General features: G+C 67.9%; 22 protein-coding genes. 5 read left to right on the plus strand and 17 right to left on the minus strand.

The window, feature by feature from the left end; all coding sequences use genetic code 11:
- The first annotated feature begins 71 nt into the window (after positions 1-71).
- Positions 72-962, plus strand: coding sequence for a LysR substrate-binding domain-containing protein (locus SB816_RS06945; RefSeq protein WP_054500897.1), 891 nt, complete (start codon positions 72-74; stop codon positions 960-962).
- A 48-nt stretch (positions 963-1,010) separates the two neighbouring features.
- Here SB816_RS06945 and SB816_RS06950 read toward each other — a convergent pair whose 3' ends face one another.
- Entirely contained in the window at positions 1,011-2,411 is a 1,401-nt protein-coding gene (locus SB816_RS06950) for an MATE family efflux transporter (protein ID WP_410546689.1), read from the minus strand.
- 177 nt (positions 2,412-2,588) lie between these two features.
- Between SB816_RS06950 and SB816_RS06955 the strand changes: the two genes are divergently transcribed.
- Positions 2,589-3,059 (plus strand): MarR family winged helix-turn-helix transcriptional regulator, encoded by a 471-nt coding sequence (locus SB816_RS06955; protein ID WP_054500899.1) that lies wholly within the window; start codon positions 2,589-2,591, stop codon positions 3,057-3,059.
- Here SB816_RS06955 and SB816_RS06960 read toward each other — a convergent pair.
- The 3 genes from SB816_RS06960 to SB816_RS06970 form a co-directional block, all read right to left on the minus strand.
- Positions 3,056-3,925, minus strand: a complete 870-nt coding sequence (locus SB816_RS06960; protein ID WP_410546690.1) for a DMT family transporter — start codon at positions 3,923-3,925, stop codon at positions 3,056-3,058. The genes SB816_RS06955 and SB816_RS06960 overlap by 4 nt on opposite strands.
- Before the next feature lie 82 nt (positions 3,926-4,007).
- On the minus strand, positions 4,008-4,805 hold the full coding sequence (locus SB816_RS06965) for an AraC family ligand binding domain-containing protein (RefSeq protein WP_410546691.1): 798 nt from the start codon (positions 4,803-4,805) through the stop codon (positions 4,008-4,010).
- 26 nt (positions 4,806-4,831) lie between these two features.
- Complete coding sequence (locus tag SB816_RS06970; RefSeq protein ID WP_054500902.1) at positions 4,832-5,794, minus strand: LysR substrate-binding domain-containing protein; 963 nt, start codon at positions 5,792-5,794, stop codon at positions 4,832-4,834.
- A gap of 106 nt (positions 5,795-5,900) precedes the next feature.
- Between SB816_RS06970 and SB816_RS06975 the strand changes: the two genes are divergently transcribed.
- Positions 5,901-8,195, plus strand: a complete 2,295-nt coding sequence (locus SB816_RS06975) for an NADP-dependent malic enzyme (protein ID WP_410546692.1) — start codon at positions 5,901-5,903, stop codon at positions 8,193-8,195.
- A 174-nt stretch (positions 8,196-8,369) separates the two neighbouring features.
- Here the strand turns inward: SB816_RS06975 and SB816_RS06980 are convergent, their stop codons facing one another.
- The 3 genes from SB816_RS06980 to SB816_RS06990 form a co-directional block, all read right to left on the minus strand.
- The gene (locus SB816_RS06980) at positions 8,370-8,744 is read right to left on the minus strand and encodes a hypothetical protein (protein ID WP_064524811.1); all 375 of its coding nucleotides are present in this window, start codon (positions 8,742-8,744) and stop codon (positions 8,370-8,372) included.
- 193 nt (positions 8,745-8,937) lie between these two features.
- Positions 8,938-9,297: a DUF4148 domain-containing protein gene (locus tag SB816_RS06985; RefSeq protein ID WP_054500905.1), complete on the minus strand. Its 360-nt coding sequence runs from the start codon at positions 9,295-9,297 to the stop codon at positions 8,938-8,940.
- A 360-nt stretch (positions 9,298-9,657) separates the two neighbouring features.
- Complete coding sequence (locus tag SB816_RS06990) at positions 9,658-9,873, minus strand: SlyX family protein (RefSeq protein ID WP_006391018.1); 216 nt, start codon at positions 9,871-9,873, stop codon at positions 9,658-9,660.
- 171 nt (positions 9,874-10,044) lie between these two features.
- On the opposite strand from SB816_RS06990, the gene SB816_RS06995 reads away from it, so the two are divergent.
- Together SB816_RS06995 and SB816_RS07000 are read left to right on the plus strand one after the other, a co-directional pair.
- Complete coding sequence (locus SB816_RS06995; RefSeq protein WP_269874445.1) at positions 10,045-12,099, plus strand: TonB-dependent receptor; 2,055 nt, start codon at positions 10,045-10,047, stop codon at positions 12,097-12,099.
- Between the two features lie 126 nt (positions 12,100-12,225).
- A complete protein-coding gene (locus tag SB816_RS07000; RefSeq protein ID WP_156330695.1) occupies positions 12,226-13,356 on the plus strand; it encodes a hypothetical protein in 1,131 nt (376 codons plus the stop codon).
- Between the two features lie 34 nt (positions 13,357-13,390).
- Here the strand turns inward: SB816_RS07000 and SB816_RS07005 are convergent, their stop codons facing one another.
- The 10 genes from SB816_RS07005 to SB816_RS07050 form a co-directional block, all read right to left on the minus strand.
- On the minus strand, positions 13,391-14,008 hold the full coding sequence (locus SB816_RS07005; RefSeq protein WP_410546693.1) for a nitrogen fixation protein NifQ: 618 nt from the start codon (positions 14,006-14,008) through the stop codon (positions 13,391-13,393).
- 284 nt (positions 14,009-14,292) lie between these two features.
- A complete protein-coding gene (cyoD, locus tag SB816_RS07010) occupies positions 14,293-14,643 on the minus strand; it encodes a cytochrome o ubiquinol oxidase subunit IV (protein ID WP_006387442.1) in 351 nt (116 codons plus the stop codon).
- Positions 14,643-15,257, minus strand: a complete 615-nt coding sequence (gene cyoC, locus SB816_RS07015) for a cytochrome o ubiquinol oxidase subunit III (RefSeq protein ID WP_006387443.1) — start codon at positions 15,255-15,257, stop codon at positions 14,643-14,645. Before cyoC ends, cyoD begins: the two co-directional genes overlap by 1 nt.
- Positions 15,258-15,260: 3 nt before the next feature.
- Positions 15,261-17,237, minus strand: a complete 1,977-nt coding sequence (cyoB, locus tag SB816_RS07020) for a cytochrome o ubiquinol oxidase subunit I (protein ID WP_020926575.1) — start codon at positions 17,235-17,237, stop codon at positions 15,261-15,263.
- Entirely contained in the window at positions 17,237-18,148 is a 912-nt protein-coding gene (gene cyoA / locus SB816_RS07025; RefSeq protein ID WP_026384598.1) for a ubiquinol oxidase subunit II, read from the minus strand. Before cyoA ends, cyoB begins: the two co-directional genes overlap by 1 nt.
- Positions 18,149-18,406: 258 nt before the next feature.
- Positions 18,407-18,961 (minus strand): response regulator transcription factor, encoded by a 555-nt coding sequence (locus tag SB816_RS07030; RefSeq protein WP_372363313.1) that lies wholly within the window; start codon positions 18,959-18,961, stop codon positions 18,407-18,409.
- Position 18,962: 1 nt separating this feature from the next.
- The gene (locus SB816_RS07035) at positions 18,963-20,165 is read right to left on the minus strand and encodes an ATP-binding protein (RefSeq protein WP_049075761.1); all 1,203 of its coding nucleotides are present in this window, start codon (positions 20,163-20,165) and stop codon (positions 18,963-18,965) included.
- A 182-nt stretch (positions 20,166-20,347) separates the two neighbouring features.
- Positions 20,348-20,731, minus strand: a complete 384-nt coding sequence (locus SB816_RS07040; RefSeq protein WP_116792579.1) for a DUF4148 domain-containing protein — start codon at positions 20,729-20,731, stop codon at positions 20,348-20,350.
- Positions 20,732-20,971: 240 nt separating this feature from the next.
- The gene (locus SB816_RS07045; RefSeq protein WP_410546694.1) at positions 20,972-21,463 is read right to left on the minus strand and encodes a copper chaperone PCu(A)C; all 492 of its coding nucleotides are present in this window, start codon (positions 21,461-21,463) and stop codon (positions 20,972-20,974) included.
- Positions 21,464-21,490: 27 nt separating this feature from the next.
- Positions 21,491-22,108, minus strand: a complete 618-nt coding sequence (locus tag SB816_RS07050) for an SCO family protein (RefSeq protein ID WP_410546695.1) — start codon at positions 22,106-22,108, stop codon at positions 21,491-21,493.
- Positions 22,109-22,137 lie beyond the last annotated feature (29 nt).

The raw sequence follows: 22,137 nt of genomic DNA on the forward strand, positions 1-22,137 counted from the left end.
GTGAATCCATATCGGGATCTCGCTGAGCCTGCCTATGGAGCAGCCTGAGTCTGGCGTGCTACGCTTTTCGCATGCGCTTCGACCTGACCGATCTGCGGCTCTTCCTCAATGTGCAGGAAGCCGGCTCCATCACGGCGGGCGCCCGTCGTTCGCACATGACGCTGGCGTCCGCCAGCGAACGCATCCGCGGCATGGAGGAGACGCTGGGCGTGCCGCTGCTGCTGCGCGAGCATCGCGGCGTGCAGGCCACGCCCGCCGGCCGCACGCTGGCGCATCACGCGCGGCTGGTGCTGGCGCAGATGGACCGCATGCGCGGCGAGCTGGACCACTACGGTCAGGGGCTCAAGGGCCACGTGCGGGTGCTGTGCAACACCACCGCGCTCAGCGAGTACCTGCCGCAGGTGCTGGGCGCATTCCTCAAGGACCACCCGCGCGTCTCGGTCGACCTTGAAGAGCGCCTCAGCTACGAAATCGCCGACGCCCTGCGCGCCGGCACCTGCGACATCGGCGTGCTGGCCGATTCCACGGATCTGCAAGGCCTGCGGGTGCTGCGCTTTCGCCATGATCCGCTGGCGCTGGTGCTGCCGCCAGGCCATCGGCTGGCGGGCCACGCGACGGCGCTGCTGGCCGACGTGGCGGACGAGGAGTTCGTGGGGCTGGTGGAGGGCAGCGCGTTGCAGGAGCACATCGCGCACCATGCGCGCCGCGGCGGCAAGGCGCTGTCGTACCGCGTGCGGCTGCGCAGCTTCGACGCCGTCTGCCGCATGGTGGGGCAGGGCGTGGGCATCGCCATCATGCCGAAGGTGGCCGCGGTGCGCTACGGCCGCGCGGCCGGCGTGCGGCGGGTGGCGCTGGTCGACGACTGGGCCGTGCGCGACCTGGTGCTGTGTGTGCGCGGCGAGCTGCCGGCCTATGCGCAGCAGTTGGTGGCGTACGCGCTGCGCGACGCGCCCAAGGCCTGACAGGGCCGGCGCGAGATTCGTTTTGGCATGAGGCGGTCCCGCGCGCGCTCAGCGTTGCGCGAGCCCGGGCTTGCGCAGATGTCCCCGCTCGAACCATGAACCGGACGCCACGGCGGTCAGGATGACCAGGCCATACAGGCACATGGCGGCCGCGGCGATCAGGAAGAACAGCGTCAGCGATCCGGTCAGGTGCAGCGCCGCGCCGCCGACGCCCGCGCCCACCGCCAGGCGCAGGAAGCCGGCCCACAGCGGCCATTTCAGGCGGCCCGCGCCCTGCGAGGCGAAGTACATCGAGAATCCCAGCGCGAAGAAGCCGTACACCGGACCGACGATGCGCAGATAGGCGCTGCCGGCCTCGAGCATGTGGTCCTCGGCGCCGAACAGGCGCAGCCACACTTCGGGAAACAGCGCCGCGGCCAGGCCGAGCGCCTCGGCCAGCGCAAACGCCATCGCGCCGCCCGTGAGCGCCACGCGCAGGGCGCGTTCCGGCTGGCCGGCGCCGATGTTGGAGCCGACCATCGCGACCATCGGCGCGCCCAGGCCGAACGCCAGCGGCATCATCAGGTATTCCAGCCGCACCGCGATGCCGTAGCCGGCCACCGCGGCGGTGCCGGCATAGGCGCCCACCAGCGCCGCCGTCAGCGCCACCAGGCCATTGGTGAGCAGGGGGTTGAGCGTGGCCAGCGCGCCGACGCTGAGGATGTTGCGCATCAGGCCCAGGTGCAGGCGGCAGCGGGTCAGGCGCGCGGCGTTGCGGCCGCTCAGGCAATAGCCGCCCAGCACCAGCGTGCCGACGGCGTAGTAGGTGACCAGCGCCCAGCCGCCGCCGGCCACGCCCAGCGCGGGGAACGGCCCCCAGCCGAAGATCAGGCACGGCGACAGCGGCACCAGCAGCAGCGCGCCGCCGCAGATCACCGCGCCCGGCACCAGCATGTTGCCGGTGCCGCGGATGACGCTGGCGAACGCGTTCATCAGCCACATCAGCACGATGCCGCCGAAGATGACGTTGGAATAGGCCAGCGCCGCCTCCAGCGCCGCGCCCTCGGCGCCCAGGGCGCGGTACAACCGCGGTCCGAACGCCAGCAGCAACACGCAGAACAGCAGGCCCAGCGCCGCATTCAGCACCACCGCGTGCAGCACCAACTGATCGGCTTCCTGCTGCCGCCCGGCGCCCAGGGTACGGGCGACCGCGGCCGAGATGCCGCCGCCCATGGCGCCCTGCGACATGTTCTGCATCAGCATCAGCACCGGCACCACCAGCGCCACGCCGGCCAGCACCGGGGTGCCCAGCCGCGCCAGGAACCAGGTCTCGATCAGGCCGGTGGCGGACTGCGCCAGCATCATCAGGATGTTGGGCCACGCCAGCCGGGCCAGCGTCGAGGCGATCGGCGCGTGCAGCATGGCCTGCAGGCGGGCATTGGCGGGGCGGGGCGCGGGAGAGGCGGGCATGGCGGGGGGGGGGGCGGAGGAGAAGTCCGCAAAATTTACGTGCATATGCCAATATATGTCAAGATTGCGCTAGACTGGAATCCGGCGGGGCAGTAGCGTTATGGGCGGCCTGCGGCGGCCGCCCAGCCGGACCGCCCCGCCGTTGCGTACCCTTTTCACCTGCCGTCCGAAGCCATCATGTCCGACGTCGATTCCCCCTCCATCCCCCCGGACCCGCTGGTCTGCAACGGCGCCGCGCTGCGCAAGGCGACCCGGCGCGTCTCGCAGTTGTACGACACGGTGCTCGCGCCCTGCGGCCTGAAAGTGTCGCAACACTCGATCCTGGTGCACATCGCGCGCGCCGGCGCGCCGTCCATGACCGACCTGGCGCGCGCGATGGTGCTGGATCGCTCCGCGCTGGCGCACAATCTCAAGCCGCTCGAGCGCGATGGCTACGTCCACATGGCGCGCGACGAGCGCGACGGCCGCAGCCGTCGCGTGGCGCTGACCGAGGCTGGCCGCGACAAACTGGCCGAATCCAAGCGCCTGTGGAAAGACGCGCAACGCCGTTTCGAGGCCGCCTACGGCGCGGAGCGGGCCGCCGCCTTGCGGGTATCGCTGGCTGACATCTTCTCCGACGAATTCGCGCTGGCGTTCAGCCGCGGCTAGCGCGCGCGGGCCAGCGCCAGCGCTGCGCCCAGCACGCAGGCCATGCCGGTCAACTGGCCGGCCGACAGCGCTTCGCCCAGCAGCAACGCGGCCAGCAGGACGGCTGACACTGGCGCGATTGCCGTGAATAGCGCGGCTTCCGAGCCGCTGACGCGCTCGGCGCCGGCGTACCAGAGCACGAAGCCGCCCACGGTCGGGACCAACGCGTAATAAGCCACGGCCAGCAGCGCATCCGCGGGCAGCGGCCGCATCCACGGCGCTTCGGCGACGGCCGCCGGCAGGCACACCGCCAGGCCGATGGCGGTCATCAGCGTGGACAGCGCCAGCGGCGGCACCGGCGCCCGCAGCCGCTTATGCAGGAGGATGAACAAGCCCTCGCAAAGCACCGCGCCCAGCACCAGCGCGTTGCCCGCCAGGGTGCCGCCATCCTGGGCCCCGCCGCTGCGCGTCATCAGCCAGACGCCAGCCGCCGCCACCGCGATGGCCAGCAGCGTGGCCTTGCCGGGCCGCTCGCCCAGCAGGGCGATGGCAATGCCGGCCGACACCAGCGGCAGCGTGCCGAGGATCACGCCGCCATCCACCGCCGACGTGCGTTGCAGGCCGGCGATCAGCAACGTGGTGTAGCCGACGCTGCCGGCGATGGCCTGCGCCGCCAGCAGCAGCCAGTCGTGCCAGGCCAGGCGTGGCAGGCGCGCGCCGGCCAGCTTCCACAGCAGGGCGAAACAGGGCAGCGCCATGGCGAAGCGCAGCGCGGTGGCGCTGAACGGCGGCAGGCCGGCGGCGATGATCTTGCTGGCGACGACGGTGCTGCCGACCAGCGCCATCGCGGCGGCCAGGCAGCAATAGCCTTGCAGGGTACGGTTCATGAGGCTGCGGCAATGACGGAGAAGGCCGCAGCGTAGGCGTTGACGGCCGCCGCGGTCTTGAACGAAATTGCGCGGCGCGGATTCAGCCGGCGACGGCCAGCGCGTAGCGGCCGGGCGATACGCCGTAGGCGCGCGTGAACAGCCGCGTCATGTGGCTCTGGTCGGCAAAGCCCGCGCTGGCCGCCGCATCGGCCAGCGCCATGCCGTGGCGCAAAAGGCGGCGCGCCAGCAGCAGACGGCGCTGCACCTGGTAGGCGTGCGGCGTCATGCCGGTGGCGCGGCTGAAGCCGCGCAGCACCTGGAAGCGGCTCAGGCCGCAGGCGCGGGCCAGGTCGGCCAGCGACAGGGCGGCGGCGGGCGCGTCGTCGATCAGGGCGAGCGCATGGCGGATGGCGGCGGACGCGCCGCCAGCGGCCGGCTCGGCCCGCGCCAGGCCGCCGGCGCGCGCCAGCACGCGCGCCAGCAAGACGTCGCGCGCCAGCGCGTCGCCGCCGCCCACGGCCAGCGCATACAGCGCCAGCAGGTCCACCGCCAACGCCGGCGCGTCCATCACTGGATGTTCGAATTCAAAGCCGCTGGCGGCCGGCAGCGCGTCGGCCGCGTCCGCCACCACCGCGGGATCCAGGTACAGCATCTGCCAGGCGCGTTCGCCGCCGATGGGCGCGCCGTCGTGCACCTCGCCGGGATTGACGGTGATGACCTGGCCCGGCCCGGCCTCGACCCGGCCGCGGCCGCTGTGCGACGCCTGCGCGCCATGGCGCATCACGCCGATGCCGTATTGATCGTGCGTATGCCGCGCGAATGCCCTGCCGCTGCGCGCGGCCACCGCCTGCACGCCGGCGAGGACGCTGCGCGACATGACGAACTGGCTGGCGGGCATGGCATGGCTCCGGTGGGGGGGCGGGATCAGGCTCGCCCGCCGCGGCTGAAGACCTCGCGCAGCGCCGCCGCGAACAGGGCGTCGACGTTGCGGCGCAGGCCGTCGGCGCGGGTGAACAGCGAAATCGGCGGCAAGGTCCAGTCGAAAGAATACGGCACGATCGCCGCCCCGGCGATGCGCACCAGTTCATCGGCGATGTCGGCCGGCAGGATGGACACGGCGCGGTCGCTGGCGACGATCATCTCGCCGATCAGCTTGGACGAATCGCTCTGCACCGAGGGCGTGGGCGGCGCCAGCCCGGCGCGCAGGAAAATGTCGGCCACCTGCTCGCGGATCGGGCTGTCCGGCGTGCCCAGGATCCAGTCCAGGTCGGCCAGCATGTTCCACTCCAGCCGGGCGCGGCCCAGTCGCGCCGCCAGGCGGCGGCTGGCGATCAGGCGCGGCGGCTGGTGGTACAGCACCTCGAAGTCGATCTGGCGCAGGTCCACCGACGGCGTGGCCCAACCCACCACCACGTCGAGCGTGTGGTCGCGCAACTGGCGCAGCAGCGCGGGGCCCTGGCCTTCGTGGATGGTGGCGGTGATGCCGCGCCCCTGCGGCAGGGTGCGGGCGATGGCCGCCGACAGCACCTGTCCCGAGACGAATGGAATCACCCCGACATGCAGGTGGGCGGCCTGGCCGGCGGCCACCGCCTCCATTTCCTGCACCAGGTGGCCCAGGTCGTGCACCAGCGCCCGGGCCCGGGCCAGCACCACCGCGCCCAGGGGCGTGGGGGTCATGCCGCGCACCGAGCGGTCGAACAGCGGCACGTCGAACATGCTCTCCAGTTCGGCCAGCGCGTTGGTCACGGCCGGCTGGCTGGTGGCCATGTGCTCGGCCACGCGGGTCAGCGAGCCGTGCTGCTCGATCTGCAGCAGCAGCATCAGGTGGCGCATCTTCAGCCGCGAGGTCAGCTTCCGGAGCACCTCGTCCGGGGAAAACGGTGTCATAGACAAGGCATAAGATAAAAGTGATGTGACAATATTAAATCTGAATGAACACCTTATGCCTGCGGCCCTAGAATTTTCCCTGTCATAGACTAGGAGGCGCCGCCCCATGAATTCGCAAGCAGACCGCCAGGCCGCTCTGGATTACCACGAGTTTCCCACCCCGGGAAAGATCTCCGTCGTGGCGTCCAAGCCGCTCACCAACCAGCGTGACCTGGCCCTGGCGTATTCGCCCGGCGTGGCGGCGGCTTGCGAAGAAATCGTGGCGGACCCGGCCAACGTGTTTCGCTTCACCGGCCGGGGCAACCTGGTCGGCGTGATCTCCAACGGCACCGCGGTGCTGGGCCTGGGCAACATCGGCGCGCTGGCCTCCAAGCCGGTGATGGAAGGCAAGGCGGTGCTGTTCAAGAAGTTCGCCGGCCTGGACGTGTTCGACATCGAGATCAACGAAACCGACCCGGACAAGCTGGTCGAGATCATCGCCGGCCTGGAGCCGACCTTCGGCGGCATCAACCTGGAAGACATCAAGGCGCCGGAATGCTTCACCGTCGAGCGCAAGCTGCGCGAACGCATGAAGATCCCCGTCTTCCATGACGACCAGCACGGCACCGCCATCACCGTTTCCGCCGCCTTCATCAACGGCCTGAAGGTCGTGGGCAAGCAGATCGACAAGGTCAAGGTGGTCACGTCCGGCGCCGGCGCGGCCGCGCTGGCCTGCCTGGACCTGATGGTGGACCTGGGCCTGCCGCTGGAGAACATCTGGGTCACCGACATCGAGGGCGTGGTCTACGAAGGCCGCACCACCCTGATGGATCCGGACAAGGCGCGCTTCACGCAGAAGACCGACGCCCGCAAGCTGGCCGAAGTGATCGAGGGCGCGGACGTGTTCCTGGGCCTGTCGGCCGGCGGCGTGCTCAAGCCCGAGATGGTCGCCAAGATGGGCCCGCGCCCGCTGATCCTGGCGCTGGCCAATCCCACGCCGGAAATCCTGCCGGAAGTGGCGCACGGCGTGCGCGACGACGTCGTCATGGCGACGGGCCGTTCGGACTACCCGAACCAGGTCAACAACGTGCTGTGCTTCCCGTACATCTTCCGCGGCGCGCTGGATGTGGGCGCCACCACCATCACGCGCGAGATGGAAAAGGCGGCGGTCTATGCCATCGCCGAACTGGCCGAGGAAGAGCAGAACGAAGTGGTGGCGGCCGCCTATGGCACCTACGACATCTCGTTCGGCCCCGAGTACCTGATTCCCAAGCCGTTCGATCCGCGCCTGATCGTGCGCATCGCGCCGGCGGTGGCCAAGGCCGCCATGGAAGGCGGCGTGGCCACGCGCCCGCTGGCCGACCTGGAAGCCTACGAAGAGCAGTTGCAGCAGTTCGTCTACCACTCCGGCGCCTTCATGAAGCCGCTGTTCTCGGCGGCCAAGCGCATCGTGCGCAACGGCGGCAAGTCGCGCATCGTCTTCACCGAGGGCGAGGACGAACGCGTGCTGCGCGCGGTGCAGGTCATCGTCGACGAAGGCGTCGCCCGACCGATCCTGGTGGGCCGTCCCGCCGTGCTGCTGTCGCGCATCGAGAAGTTCGGCCTGCGGCTGCGCCTGGGCGAGGACGTCGAGGTCACCAACCCCGAATACGACGAGCGCTTCCACCAGTACTGGACCACCTACTGGGAACTGATGTGCCGCCGCGGCATCACCAAGGAAATGGCGCGCGTGGAAATGCGCCGCCGCCTGACCCTGATCGGCGCGATGATGGTGCACCTGGGCGATGCCGACGGCATGGTCTGCGGCACGGTCGGCGCCTATCACGACCACCTGCGTTTCGTCGACGAAGTGATCGGCCGCCGCCCCGGCGCCAACGTCTACGCCGCCATGAACATCCTGCTGCTCAACGAGCGCACGGTGGTGCTGGTGGATACGCACGTCAACGATGAGCCGACGGCCGAGCAGATCGCCGAATTCACCATCGCCGCCGCCCGCGAAGTGGGCCGCATGTTTCTGGCGCCCAAGGTGGCGCTGCTGTCGCGCTCGAACTTCGGTTCGGGCAGCTCGGCCTCGGGCGCCAAGATGCGGCGCGCGCTGGAACTGGTGCGCGAAGCCGCGCCGGAACTGGAGATCGACGGCGAGATGCACGGCGACTGCGCGCTGGACGAGGCGCTGCGCCTGCGCATCCTGCCGTCCTCGACGCTCAAGGGCGAGGCCAACCTGCTGGTGTGCCCGAACGTGGACGCCGGCAACATCGCCTACAACCTGCTCAAGACGGCGGCCGGCGGCAACGTGGCGGTGGGCCCGATCCTGCTGGGCGCCAACGCGCCGGTGCACATCCTGACCTCCAGCTCGACCGTGCGCCGCATCATCAACATGACGGCCCTGACGGTGCTGGACGCCAACCGCGTCGAAAGCTGATCGCCACGCGGTCGCGCCCGACCGCATCGCAAAACGCCCGTCTCATCGCATGATGACGCGGGCGTTTTTTTACGGCGATCGGGCTCGGGATGGCGGGCTACGGGAGGGGGCGCGCCCGCCGAAGGCGTGGCGCGACGAAAGCGCTCATGGGGCCGGCAAAGCCGGCCCCATGACTCAGTTGGCGCTGGCCTTCCAGGTGCCGTCGGGTTGCTTGCAGAACCAGAACTTCCAGGTTTCGGTGGTGCTGGTGCGCGCGAAATCGCCTTCCAGCAGGCGGCAGGTGCGCTCGCCCGCCGTGCTGGTCTGCAGCGGCGTGATCTTGGCCGTGATCGGCGCGGCCTTGCGCTTGGGAGTGCTGGACCAGTTCACGCTCTGGCCGTCGGCGGCGCTGTTCAGCGCTTGCGCCACCGCCTCGTGGAAAGCCGGCTTGTCGGCCTTGGAAATCTGGGTGATGAGGGCATTGTTCAGCATGACGGCGGGCGCCGCCAGGACCGGGCCGGCGGTGACGCCGGCGGCGAGTGCGAAAGCGATGAGACGGATGGTTTTCATTGCGGACTCCCTCGTTGTTGTCAGGGCCGCGCGGGCGGCCCATTGATGGTCAGGTCCGATGGTACGCGAAGCGTCGGCGTCTTGTCTCCATTCGTCCGCGGCCAGGGGGCGCGGCTTGCGCACACGCAAAAAAGGCCGCCCGGCAGGGGCGGCCAAGGTACAACAAGGGGAGGGGTAAATCGTCAGGCCGTGCTCAGTTGACGCGGTGGTAGGCGCCCGAGAACGGCAGGTCGTTGGGTTCGACGTTCGAGACCTGGCCGGCGGCCTTGGCGGTGGCCAGTTCGGCTTCCACCTGGGCGCGGGTCACGCCCGACTGGGGCGCGCCATACACGCCCTGGAACGGCATGTCGTTGGGTTCGACGTTCGAGACCTGGCCGGCGGCCTTGGCGGCGGCCAGCTCGGCCTGCACCTGGGCGCGGGTCGGGCCTTCATACGGCGTGCCGTAGACGCCTTGGAAAGGCACGTTGTTCGGTTCGATGTTCTGCGAGGCAGAGGCGCCGGCGCTCAGGGCGGCCAGGGACATCAGCAAAGCGGTGGCAAGGGTCTTTTTCATGGTGAATCTCCGATTTCAGAAGCCAGGGAGCGAATCGGCGGCCTATCCGTCGTAGTTCGTTGTTGTTTCCCGATGGCTCCATAGTGCGCCGGATATCACTAGGGATAAACCCGTATATCGGTAAAAGATTTTTCCATAAATGGAAGGAATGAGTAATTTCGAGCAATTAGTCGCCATCAATGGCAACGATAGCCGGCACAACCCCTCGTTGGGGCGCGGCGTGGAGCAGGGGGAATGGCACGGCCGTCGTGGCGATGCCACGAAGCCCGCAACAGGCGGCAGGCGACCCGGGCTGGCCGGGCGAGTTGTGGCGGGTGGTGGGGCAGACGGGAGCGACCGGGCGCCCTGGAGCGGCCGGGGTCAGTAGTGCGGCGGCAGTTCGTCGCGCAGGCTGCGGAACGGCGCCGCGCCCTCGGGCGCCTGCTGGCGCAGGTCGGCCACCTCGCGTTGCAGGCGGTCGATCTGTTGTTGCTGGCGCACGATGATCTGGTTCAACTGTTCCAGCAGGTCGTCGGCGAAACTGGCCTTGACTTCCAGGTCCAGCAGCCGGCGTTCGATGTCTTGCGAGTTTTCCATGGCGCTATTAGAACCCATTCCCCGCGCGGGTTCCCTGGCCCGGACGTATCGACATTGAAGGCATCCTGTGCGAGGCTCGGGGCCATGGTCCTTCAGCGGGGTTTTCGATTGGCGAAGCAACGACGCCGGCCCGGCGGCCTGGCCAGCTCCTTCCTGCATGGCCTGCTCGGCATGGCGCCAGCCGTGACGGCGCTCGCCCAATCGCAGACGCCGCAGCAACTGGCGCCCGTAGCGGTAACCGGCACGCGGATCGGCACGCCGCCGTGGGAAACCCCGGCTTCGGTCGACATCGTGGAGGGCGCGGCGATGCGGCGCGGCCAGCCGGGCATCAACTTGTCCGAAGGCCTGGCGGGCGTGCCCGGCCTGCAGATCCAGAACCGCCAGAACTACGCGCAGGACCTGCAGATATCCAGCCGTGGCTTTGGCGCGCGTTCCACCTTCGGCGTGCGCGGCGTGCGGCTGTACGTGGACGGCATCCCGGCAACCATGCCGGATGGCCAGGGCCAGACCTCCAATATCGACATCGGCTCGCTCGATCGGGTGGAGGTGCTGCGCGGACCGTTCTCGGCGCTGTACGGCAACTCGTCCGGCGGGGTGATCCTGGCCTACACCGAAGACGGCGCCGTGCCCGCCGAAATCGGCGCCTCGGCCTGGGCCGGCCCCGACCGCACCTGGCGCTATGGGGCCAAGGCCTCGGGCACGTCCGGCGACATGGACTACGTGCTCGACCTGTCGCGCATGACCACCGACGGCTACCGCGACCACAGCGCCGCGCGCAAGAACCTGGGCAATGCCAAGCTGGGCGTGCAACTGGACGACGCCAGTCGCCTGACGATCGTGGCCAACAGCGTCGACCTGACGGCCCGGGATCCGCTCGGCCTGACGTACGCGCAGTTCCAGGACGCGCCGCGTAGCGCCGAGCTGGCGGCGCAGTACGACACCCGCAAGACCGTGCGCCAGACCCAGGGCGGGCTGGTCTACGAACGCCACGTCGACGGCGCCAACACGCTGCGCCTGATGCTGTACTACGGCCAGCGCGACACCACCCAGTTCCAGGCCATCCCGCCCGCGGCGCAGGCGGCGCCGACGCAGGCGGGCGGCGTGATCGACCTGCGCCGGCGCTATGGCGGGGCCGACCTGCGCTGGACCTCGGAACTGGGGCCGGCGGCGCGGCCGCTGACGCTGGTCGGCGGCTTCTCGTACGACACCCTGCGCGAGAACCGCCAGGGCTACCAGAACTACGTGGGGGACGGCGCCAGCCGCCAGCTTGGCGTGCGAGGCGCATTGCGGCGCGATGAAACCAACACGGTCTACAACGCCGACCCCTATCTGCAGGCGTCATGGCGCGCGGCGCCGCGCTGGACGCTGGATGCCGGCCTGCGCTACAGCACGGTGGCGTTCCGCTCGCGCGATCATTACCTCGCGCCGGGCAATGGCGATGACAGCGGCAGCGCACGCTATCGCCGCGCGCTGCCGGTGGCCGCGGTGCGCTACCAGGCCGATCCGCGGACCTCGCTGTACGCCTCGTATGGGCGCGGCTTCGAGACCCCGACGCTCAACGAGCTGTCGTACCGGCCCGGCGGCCAGCCGGGCCTGAATTTCGCGCTGGCGCCAGCGCTCGGCGCCCACGTCGAGGTCGGCGCCAAGACCGATCTGGCTGGCGGCCAACTGACCGCGGCCGTGTTCCGCGTATCGACCGATGACGAGATCGTCGCGGCCGGCAGCACGGGCGGCCGCGCCACCTTCCGCAATGCCGGACGCACGCGCCGCGACGGCGTGGAACTGGGCTGGTCCAACCGCTTTGCCGGCCACTGGCGGGCGCAACTGGCCTACACCTGGCTCGATGCCCGCTACCGCGACGATGGCGGCGGCGCCATCCGCGCCGGCAACCGGATTCCCGGCATTGCCGGGCAGTCGGCCTATGCCTCGCTGGCCTGGACGCCGCCGCAGGGCTGGCAGGCCGGCATCGAGGCCCGCTACCTGAGCCGCCTGTACGCCGACGACGCCAATGACGCGGTGGCTCCGGGCTATGTGGTGGCCGCGCTGTCCACCGGCTACGTCAAGCAGGTGGGGCCGTGGGCGTTGAGCGCCTACGCGCGGATCGACAACCTGTTCGACCGACGCTATGCCGGGTCGGTCATCGTCAACGAGAGCAATGGCCGCTACTACGAGCCGGCGCCGGGACGCGGCGTTGGCCTGGGGGTGGGGGCAACGTATCGCTTCTGACAGCCCGGACGCCGCGGGTCGGCCACGGGCGGGCATCGCCTGAAATGTCAGACCATGCCCGCATCGACGCCGCGACCGCCACAGATAGAATCCGTAGGTCATTTTGGATAGGCGGAGTCGAGAATCGTGCAATGGCAGCAGAGGGCCAGACGGGCGCTGGCGCGGGTATTGATGGCGATCGCGTTGATGCCGGCGTTCGCCTACGGCCAGGCTCACCCTGCCAACGGCTGCTTTTCGCCGGCAGGCGCCAACGCGGTCCGATTGGAAATTCCGCCGTCGGTCACGTTCGATCTGGACAGGCAGTTGATCAACGGCGAGTGGCTCTACCGAAGCCGCGTCTACGAATTCAACTATCGCTGCTACCGGAACCGACCCGGCATCAACCAGAGCCAGGTGGAGTTGCGGTCGCTAGGCGACTTCGCCATCATCAGGCAAGCGCTGCGAGACACTGGCGTCCGGCTGGACCTCATCATCAACGGCGACGTCAACAAGTTCTGGAATCCCGACCCAATGATCCCGGGCGGCGCTGAAGGGTATGCATTCGGCGACCCATATGCCCAAGATACCGGCGAGCGGACCCTGACCGTCACGATGCTGCTGATCGTGGACAGGCAGATCACCAGTCCGTTGCGCGTATTCATGCCGTCGACCACCGCCTTCAAGCTGATCAACGATTCCTGGGGCGTCGCCGATCCGGGGATTTTCATCACGACTTCCGCAACGCGTTTCCAATATGTGCCGCGGTGCATTGGCGATCTTGCCGTGGATAGCGTCGTGCCCTTCGATACGGTGCTCAACACCGTCACCTACAACGGCAAGCTGCCGCAGTCCAAACCCTTCCAGGTGATCACGCGTGTCAACCCGGCATGCCCCAACCTGGGTTCATTGACCAGGCCCGCGGGCGCCAATCCAAACGACGTTTTCCATCTGCCTCTGGCGGTGTCTTTCGAGCCGCAGGGCGGCGAGCGCATGGATCCCATGCTGCAAACGATTTACCTGAAAAATACCGACGGCAAGGAAAACGGGTTGAAGCTGCGTATCACCAATGCCGCCGGCAGTAACGTTCAGTTTGGCACGCTGTTCGTCGATCGGCTGGGCATGCCTATTTCCCTGTCGGTGAACAACATCGCCGCGCCGCTGATGAATACGACGTCGGTCGCGCAGGGGTACACCGCGCACCTGGAGCGCGAACCCACGATCGGACTGGTGACCGGCAAATACAACACCCAGGTCCTGGTCAAGGCAACCTGGTACTGACCTGGCTGGCCTTGGGCCGGCGGGTGTCGGCGCCTTAGCGCTGCCCACCCGTGCCATAGCAGAGGCCGTGGTCTTCGCAATGGGCGCACCCGGGCGCGGCCTGCGCCGGCAGCCCGGCATGCGCGAAGGCGGAGTACGCCAGGAATTTCTTCCAACGCAGGTTGCCGGTGTTGCGCGCCACCAATCCCGGGTAATGCCGCGTCAGCAGGGCGGTGACGTCCTCGCGGCCGCTCAGGCCCAAGTCGCGCCACAGGTGGTCCGGACGCAGGCAGGCGTGCGCCAGCACGCTGGTGACCCAGGGCGTGGTCGCGGCCGGTCCGCTGCAGGCGTCGAGCAGCACACGCAGCAGGCGGGTGAAATCCGATTGGGGGCTGGCCAGGCCGCGCGCCGCGTACGCGAGCCATTGCGCTCGCAGGGCGGCAAGCGCCGCGCCCGAGCCAGCCTGCGCGCCGGGAAACAGGCTGGCCAGCACCCCCGCCAATTCGGCGGGAGGCAGGCCGGTACGGGCCAGGTCGCGGTGCGCCAGGCTCTTGCCGATCACCGTGGCGAAAAAGCGCGCATCGGGCTGATCGGGCGGCGCATGCGCCAACAGCGTACAGGCCAGGGCATCGATATCCCGGGCGGTGGGGGCGGCGATCAGGATGGCATCCATGGGCGGTTCGCGGCGGTGATTGGGGGATTTCGCTATAAGCTTGAATATATAACGAGCGCCAGAAGGCGGGCCTGCGCGGCATCAACCCTGCGGGGAAGCGGGACGGGCCGCTGCGCGGAAAGCGGGCGGTGGCGCCGCGCGGCCATGCCGGAGAAGGCAGCGCCGCGTTTCGCCATGGACCGCGGCCGCGGCAGGGCGCAAAAAAAGCCGTCCCGATAGCGTGACGGCCTTCCAAAAAAACAGGCGCCTCGCGGCGCCTGTCTGTCGTCATTGGATGACGGGTCTTACATGGCGTGGCCCATGTTGACGTTCATGTTGTACAGCACCCAGGCCGAACCCCCGACGATGATGGCGATGATCATCACGGTGAAGACGAACGTGGCCAGGTTGTCGCGGGCCGATTTCGATGCGCCCATGTGCAGGAAGTACACCAGTTGCACCAGCAACTGGAGCACGCACAGCGCCACCACGCCGATGATGGTGATGGTGTGGGACAACGCGCCGCTCATCACCAGGCCGAACGAGCCGAAGGTGAGCAGGAGCGAGAGCACGAAACCGATGATGTAGGACTTCAGGCTGCCGTGGTCGGCGGCGTGATCGTCGTGGCCGTGTGCGGCCGCAGCGGAGTGCGACATCAGAGGGCTCCCAGAAGATAGACGAAGGTGAAGACGCAGATCCAGACGATGTCCAGGAAGTGCCAGAACAGGCTCAGGCACGCCAGGCGACGCTTGTTGATCGAGTCCAGGCCATGGCGGCGGATCATGTCGATCATGACGACGATCCAGATCAGGCCGAACGTCACGTGCAGGCCGTGCGTGCCGATCAGCGTGAAGAACGCCGACAGGTAGGCGCTGCGGCCGGGGCCCGCGCCTTCGGTGATCAGGTGATGGAATTCATAGACTTCCATCGCGATGAAGCCCGCGCCGAACAGGAACGTGACCATCAACCAGCCGATTGCGCGGCTCTTGTTGTTGGCGTGGACGTTCAGGTTGGCCATGCCGAAGGTGAAGCTCGAGAACAGCAGCAGCAGGGTTTCGACCAGGACGAACTTCAGGTCGAACAGTTCCTTGCCGGTGGGGCCGCCCGCGGTGGCGTTGGCCAGCACCGCGAACGTCGCGAACAGCACCGAAAAGATCAGCAAGTCGCTCATGAGGTAGACCCAGAAACCGAAAACGGTCTTGGATCCATCGTCATGGTGCGCGTGATCGTCGTGACCCGCGTGGGGGTGAGTGGCTACGGCTTGAATCATGGCTCAGGCGGCCTTCTGCATTTTTTCAAAGTGGGCGTTTTCGATGCGTTCGACTTCCGCGGCCGGGACCCAGTAGTCGACGTCGCGGTCATAGGCGCGGACGATGAACGAACCGATCATGCCGACGAAACCGACGATCGACAGCCACCAGATGTGCCAGATCAGGGCAAAGCACATGACCAGGCCGAACGCGCCGATGAAGACGCCGGCGGCGGTGTTCTTCGGCATGTGGATGTCTTCGTACTTGGCCGGGCGCTTGTAGGCCTTGCCGTTCTGCTTGTCTTCCCAGAACTGGTCCAGTTCATCGACGTGAGGAACGTGGGCGAAGTTGTAGAAAGGCGCGGGCGACGAGATCGACCATTCCAGGGTGCGGCCATCCCAGGGATCGCCGGTGATGTCCTGGTTCTGCTTGCGCTGGCGCACGGACACGAACACTTGCTGCAGCAGGAACCAGATGCCCAGCATGATCAGCGCGGCGCCGGCCAGGGCGACCAGCAGGTACGGCTGCCATTCGGGGTTGTCGTAGTGGTTCAGGCGACGCGTCATGCCCTTGAAGCCCAGGATGTACAGGGGCATGAAGGCCAGGAAGAAGCCGACGAACCAGCAGTAGAACGAGTAGCGGCCCAGGCGTTCGTTCAGCTTGAAGCCGAAGGCCTTGGGGAACCAGTAGGTCATGCCGGCGATGCAACCGAACACCACGCCACCGATGATGGTGTTGTGGAAGTGGGCGATCAGGAACAGGCTGTTGTGCAGCACGAACGACACGCCGGGGATGGCCAGCATCACGCCGGTCATGCCGCCGATGACGAACACCAGCATGAAGCCCAGCGTCCACAGCACCGGCGTGGTGATGCGCAGGCGGCCGCGGTAGATGGTGAACAGCCAGTTGAAGATCTTCGCGCCCGTCGGGATCGAGATGATCATCGTGGCGATGCCGAAGAACGCGTTGACGTTGGCCCCCGCGCCCATGGTGAAGAAGTGGTGCAGCCAGACCAGGAACGACAGCACGCCGATGGCGGCCGTGGCGTAGACCATGGACTTGTAGCCGAACAGGGTCTTGCGGGCGAACGTGGCGACCACTTCGGAGTACACGCCGAAGGCCGGCAGCACCAGGATGTAGACCTCGGGGTGGCCCCAGATCCAGATCAGGTTCACGTACATCATGACGTTGCCGCCCATGTCGTTCGTGAAGAAGTGCGTGCCCAGGTAGCGGTCCATCGTCAGCAGCGCCAGCGTGGCGGCCAGCACCGGGAAGGCGGCCACGATCAGGACGTTGGTGACCAGCGAGGTCCAGGTGAAGATCGGCATCTTCATCAGGGTCATGCCCGGCGCGCGCATGCGCAGGATGGTCACGATGAAGTTGATGCCGCTGAGTGTTGTTCCCAGCCCGGAGATCTGCAGCGCCCAGATGTAGTAATCCACCCCGACGCTTGGGCTGTAGTCGAGCCCGGACAGCGGCGGATAGGCGAGCCAGCCGGTCGCGGCGAATTCACCGACGAACAGCGAGATCATCATCAGCGCGACGCCGGCGCCGAACAGCCAGAAGCTCAGCGAGTTCAGGAACGGGTAGGCCACGTCGCGGGCGCCGATCTGCAGCGGCACCACGATGTTCATCAGCCCGGTGATGAAGGGCATCGCCATGAAGAAAATCATGATGACGCCGTGGGCGGTGAAGATCTGGTCGTAGTGGTGCGGCGGCAGGAAGCCGGCGGAGTCGGCCGAGGCGACGGCCAACTGGGTACGCATCATGATGGCGTCGGCGAAGCCGCGCAGCAGCATGATCAGCGCGACGATGATGTACATCACGCCGATGCGCTTGTGGTCGACGGAGGTGAGCCATTCCGTCCAGAGGTACTTCCACTTGCGGAAGTAGGTGATGGCGCCGAAGACCGCTAGGCCTCCCAGGCACACGGCGGCCAGCGTGACCATGACGATGGGTTCATGGTACGGAATGGCCTCGAGGGTGAGTTTCCCGAGCATTATTGAGTCAATCCTGCGACAAGATTATTCGACGTGGGGGTGCACGTGGCGTCGTCGACGCCGGCCATCTTGGACATGGTGCTGCCCAGGATGTAGTCGAACATGGACGGCGGCACCGAGGCGTACTTGGCGACCGGGTTGTGTTCGCTGCGCTTGGTCAATTCCTGGTACACCGCCGGAGTCAGCGCGGTGCCGGAAGCCTTGGCTTCCTTGACCCAGTTGTCGAAGCCTTCCTGCGACGTGGCGATGGCCTTGAAGCGCATGCCGGAGAAGCCGGCGCCGCTGTAGTTGGCCGAGATGCCGGCGTAGGTGCCGGGTTCGCGCGCGTTCAGGTGCAGCTTGGTCTCCATGCCGGCCATCGAGTAGATCTGGCTGCCCAGCTGGGGGATGAAGAACGAGTTCATGACCGAGGCCGAGGTGATCCGGAAATTGACCGGGACGTCGACCGGGAAAGCGATCTCGTTGACCGTGGCGATGTCGTACTCGGGGTAGATGAACAGCCACTTCCAATCCAGCGACACCACCTCGATGGTGACCGGCTTGTGCTCGGAGACGAGCGGCTTGTAGGGATCGAGCGCGTGCGTGGAGCGCCAGGTGATCACGGCGAGGATCGCCACGATGATACATGGCACGGTCCAGACCACGACTTCGATCGCCGTGGAGTGGGCCCACTTGGGCTGGTAGTCGGCTTTGGTATTGGATGCGCGGTATTTCCAGGCAAACGTCAGGATCATGATGATGACCGGGATCACCACCAGGAGCATCAGACCGGTTGCCGTGAACAGCAGGGTCTTTTCCTGAGCGCCAATGTCTCCCTTGGGGGAGAGGATTTCCATGTTGCAGCCGCCAAGCAGCATGACCGCGCCGACGCCAAAAATGCGCGTAAGGGTCGCAAGGAGGGGGTGTTTCACGTACAGCCTTGGATGGAAGGTGGGAAATGCTGCGGAGCAGCAGACTGGAATGCTGCTAGGCAGCAACGTCCATCCTATCGGTTTGACCTGGGTCAAGCGTGCGACGAATGGTCGCATTGCCCAGCCGGCTTTTGCCCCCAAGGCCCCTGCTTAAGGGTTTTCCCAGGCGGGAGAGGGCTTCGCGGGGCAGGTGGGGGTGCGACGATATGTCGCACCTGCACAAAGCAGGATTGTTGCGATGTGTCGTATCCGCGCCAATCAGTCGACCAGCACCTCGCGTTCCGGCCCCGGTTTCTTGGCCAACTTGCGCTGCAGGGAGCGCCGGTGCATGCCCAGCAGGCGGGCGGCGGCCGAGACGTTGCCGCCGGTCTCGTGCAGGGCCTGGTGGATGTGCTCCCATTCTAGGCGGTGCAACGGCGTCATGGTGCTTTCGATGGTAACGGTTTCCGGCTTCACCAGGCCCAGCGTGCGCAGGATCATCGGCGCGGTGGCCGGCTTGGGCAGGTAATCGTCGGCGCCGCGCTTGATGGCCTCGACCGCGGTGGCCACGCTGGCGTAGCCGGTGACCAGCAGGATGCGCATGTCGGCGCGCAGGGCTCGAAGGGGACGGATCAGGGTCAGCCCGGAATCCTCGCCCAGGCGCAGATCGACCAGCGCGAAGGCGGGGCGGATCTCTTCGGCCACGCGCAGCGCCTCGGCGATGCCGGTGGCGGTTCGGGTTTCCAGGCCGCGGCGCGACAGGCTGCGCTGCAGGGTGCGCACGTAGAGCTCGTCGTCGTCGATCAGCAGGCCAAGATCGGTGGGATTCAACATATCAGGTCCCGGGAGTGCCGAGAGGCAAATAAAAACGGATGCGGGTGCCGCCGCCATCGGCGGCGGTCATGGTCATTTCGCCGCCCAACTGCTCGACGGTGGCGTGCGACAGGGCCAGGCCGACGCCCAGGCCGCCCGGCTTGCCACTGTTGAACAGGCTGGTGGCCGGCAGCAGCGTGTGGTCGGGGTCGAAGCCGCCGCCATAGTCGCGCACTTCGCCGCGCAGGGCGCCATAACCGTATTCCAGGTGCAGGTCCACGCGCGGCTCGTTGGCGGCTTCGCCGGCGTCGGCCGCGTTGTTCAGCAGGGCCTGCAGCAGGTGGGCGATGGCCGGATCGACCCGCAGGCTGGCGGGCAGCGTGCCCGACCGGCGCAGGTCGATGGTCGGCCGGATCAGGCGCCATTGGCCCACCACGCGCACCAGGTCCACGGCGGTTGGGACCGCCAGATTGCGAATCCGTTCCCGGCACAGGGCCAGCAGTTGGCTGAGCGTGGCGACGTCCTGCTTGAGGTCGGGCTCCTTGACCTCGGCGGCGATCTCGTCGGCCAGCAGGGTCATGGTGGCCAGCGGGGTGTTCAGTTCGTGCGCCATGGCGGCGGCGTGGGTGGCCAGGGCGACGATGCCCTCGTTGCGGGTGAAGCGCTCGCGCAGCCGCGCCAGTTCGCGCTCGCGCGCCCGCAGGTCGGCCGCCAGGCGGGTGGTGAACACCAGCACCACCACCACGGAAATCAGGAAGTTGGCGGCCAGGCCCCATAGCAGCAGGGTGTGGGTGTTGAGGTCGCCGCGCAGCGGCTGGCCGAAGATGGCGGCGGCGAAATAACCGGAGATGCCCGCCAGCGCCGCCGCCAGCGCCCAGTTGCGCGGCAGCGCCAGCGCCGCCAGGGCGGTGAGGATCAGGAACATCATGCCGAACGGATTGCTCAGGCCGCCGCTCCAGCCCACCATCCAGGCCAGCACCGCCATGTCCACCAGCAAGTGGCCGAAAGCGGTGGCGTGGGACAGGTCGCGGCTGTGGCGCAGCCGCAGGCTGGCGTAGACGTTGAAGCCGATCAGCACGCCCACGCCGATCCACAGCGGCTCCAGCGGCAGGGCCAGGCCAAGTACGGCGCTGGCCACCAGGATGGTGGCGGCCTGGCCCGCGATGGCGAGCCAGCGCAGGCTGCAGAGGGTACGCAGGAAGGAAAAGGCGGAACTACCGGGCATATCCAGACACAGGGTTGCCGGTCTATCGCCGGCGGATCAGGCGCCCGGCTGCGCGGAACGCTGGCATCCGGGGCGGCGTGGGGCGCCGCGCTGCCGCCGGGCCCCGCGAGGCCGCCGGCGGCGGATGTGTGCTGGCATTGTATGAGGAATCAGGACGGGCCGCAGATTGCGGTGTGTCCCTTTTATTGAATGGCGGACGCACCGCTATGCGCCATCGGCGCCGGCGGATAGCTTTCCTGGTCGGATGCCATCTGCCCTTGCATCTCGGCGGTCTGGAGCTCCTGTTCGACCTGGGCGCGGCTTTCCCCCGGGCCGTTGGAGGCGATGGCGGGCGGGTAGTCTTCCTGGCCGAAGGTGTACTGGCCGTTGGCCTTGGACTGGGCGAGTTCGGCGCTCACCTGGTCGGCGGTCTTGGCGGCGGGGGCGGGGTAGCTGACGCGCCAGTCGCCGTAGAGGTCGCGCTTGTATTGCGCGGCGGGAGCCACGGCCTGGGCGGGTTGGGCTTGCACGGCTGCGGAGGCGGCGAGGCCGGCGCAGAGCAACAAAGTAGCTGTCAAGGTCTTCATGAAACGCTCCTGGCAATCAAAGCAAACGGCCTGGGGGCAGGCCGCGCCGTCGTCCCCGGTGCGGCATGGGGGCGATTTCCTGGGATGCGGCGGATGCGTGGAGAAACGGCGCACCCGGTGTTCTTGATTCGACCGGGTGGCCGTCCTGGCGTTGCAGAAAACGCGGCTTGCGGGGCAAACAGCTATTTCAAGCTTGAAATACAGGTGTCAATGCGCTTGCAATGACGCGGTCCCTGTTAATCAGTGCCCATGCTTGGCGGCCGGGGCCGCGCCGCCCGCCAGCGGACGCGCCGTGGCCGTCACCGGCACGCGGCGCTGCTGGCCGTTGGCGTCTTGCACCAGCAGCGTCAGCGCCACCGGGTCGCCCGCCGACACCTGCCTGGCCAGGTCGATCAGCATGACGTGGTAGCCGCCGGGCTTGAGTTCCACCGGCTGGCCGGCGGGCAGGTCGAGGGCGGGGATCTGGCGCATTTTCATGACGTTGTCCTGCATCGCCATTTCGTGCACCTCGACGTGCTTGGCGGCGTCGGACTCGACGCCGACCAGGCGCGCCGGGACGGACGAGGTCAGGCGCATGAAGACGCCGGTGGCGTGCTGGCTGGGCACGGTGGCGCGGACCCAGGCGTCCTCCACCTTGAGGGTGGCGTCCTGCGCCAGGGAGGGGGCCTGGAGCAGGGTCAGGGCGCCCAGCGCGAAGGCGGCGGCGAGGGATTTGAAGGCGGTCATTTTCATGGGGGTTCCTTTGATCGGGGGGGCGGTTCAGATCACCGTGCGCAGGTCGGCGGCGCATTCCTCGGCGCTCTGCTGGTGGCGCAGGGCCACGCGCAGCTTGCCCTCGGCGTCGATGACGTAGGTCAGCGCGGTGTGGTCCATGGTGTAGGACGAGCCGGTCGGGACCTTCTGGTAGAACACCTTGAATGATTGCGCGGCGGCGCGGGTCTGTTCGGCATCGCCACGCAGGCCGACGAACGCGGGGTCGAAGGCCTGCATATAGGCCTGCAGGATCTCCGGCGTGTCGCGCTCGGGGTCGACGGTGATGAACAGCACCTGCACTTTCTTGGCGTCGGCGCCCAGCAGGTTCTTGATCTCCAGCGCGCGGGTCAGCGCGGTGGGGCAGATGTCCGGGCATTGGGTGAAGCCGAAGAACAGCATCACGGTCTTGCCGCGGTAGTCGGCGAGCTGGCGCTGCCTGCCCTCGGTGTCCCGGAGCTGGAAATCGCCGGTGGGCATGCTGGTCAGATCCATGCCGTTGAGCTTGGGGGCGTCTGGGCCGCAGCCGGCCAGCGGCAGCAGCGCCAGGGCCGAGAGCAGTCTGCGCCGGCGGCGGTCGGGCGCCGGCGCGGCGCCCACGGGGGCGCGCGAAAGGGGGGAGTGCATGAAAGCCTCGTCGGTTGACGGTTCGCAAG

Origin of the sequence: Achromobacter sp. SIMBA_011 (assembly GCF_046535435.1) — a bacterium.
Taxonomy (GTDB): Bacteria; Pseudomonadota; Gammaproteobacteria; order Burkholderiales; family Burkholderiaceae_B; genus Achromobacter; species Achromobacter dolens.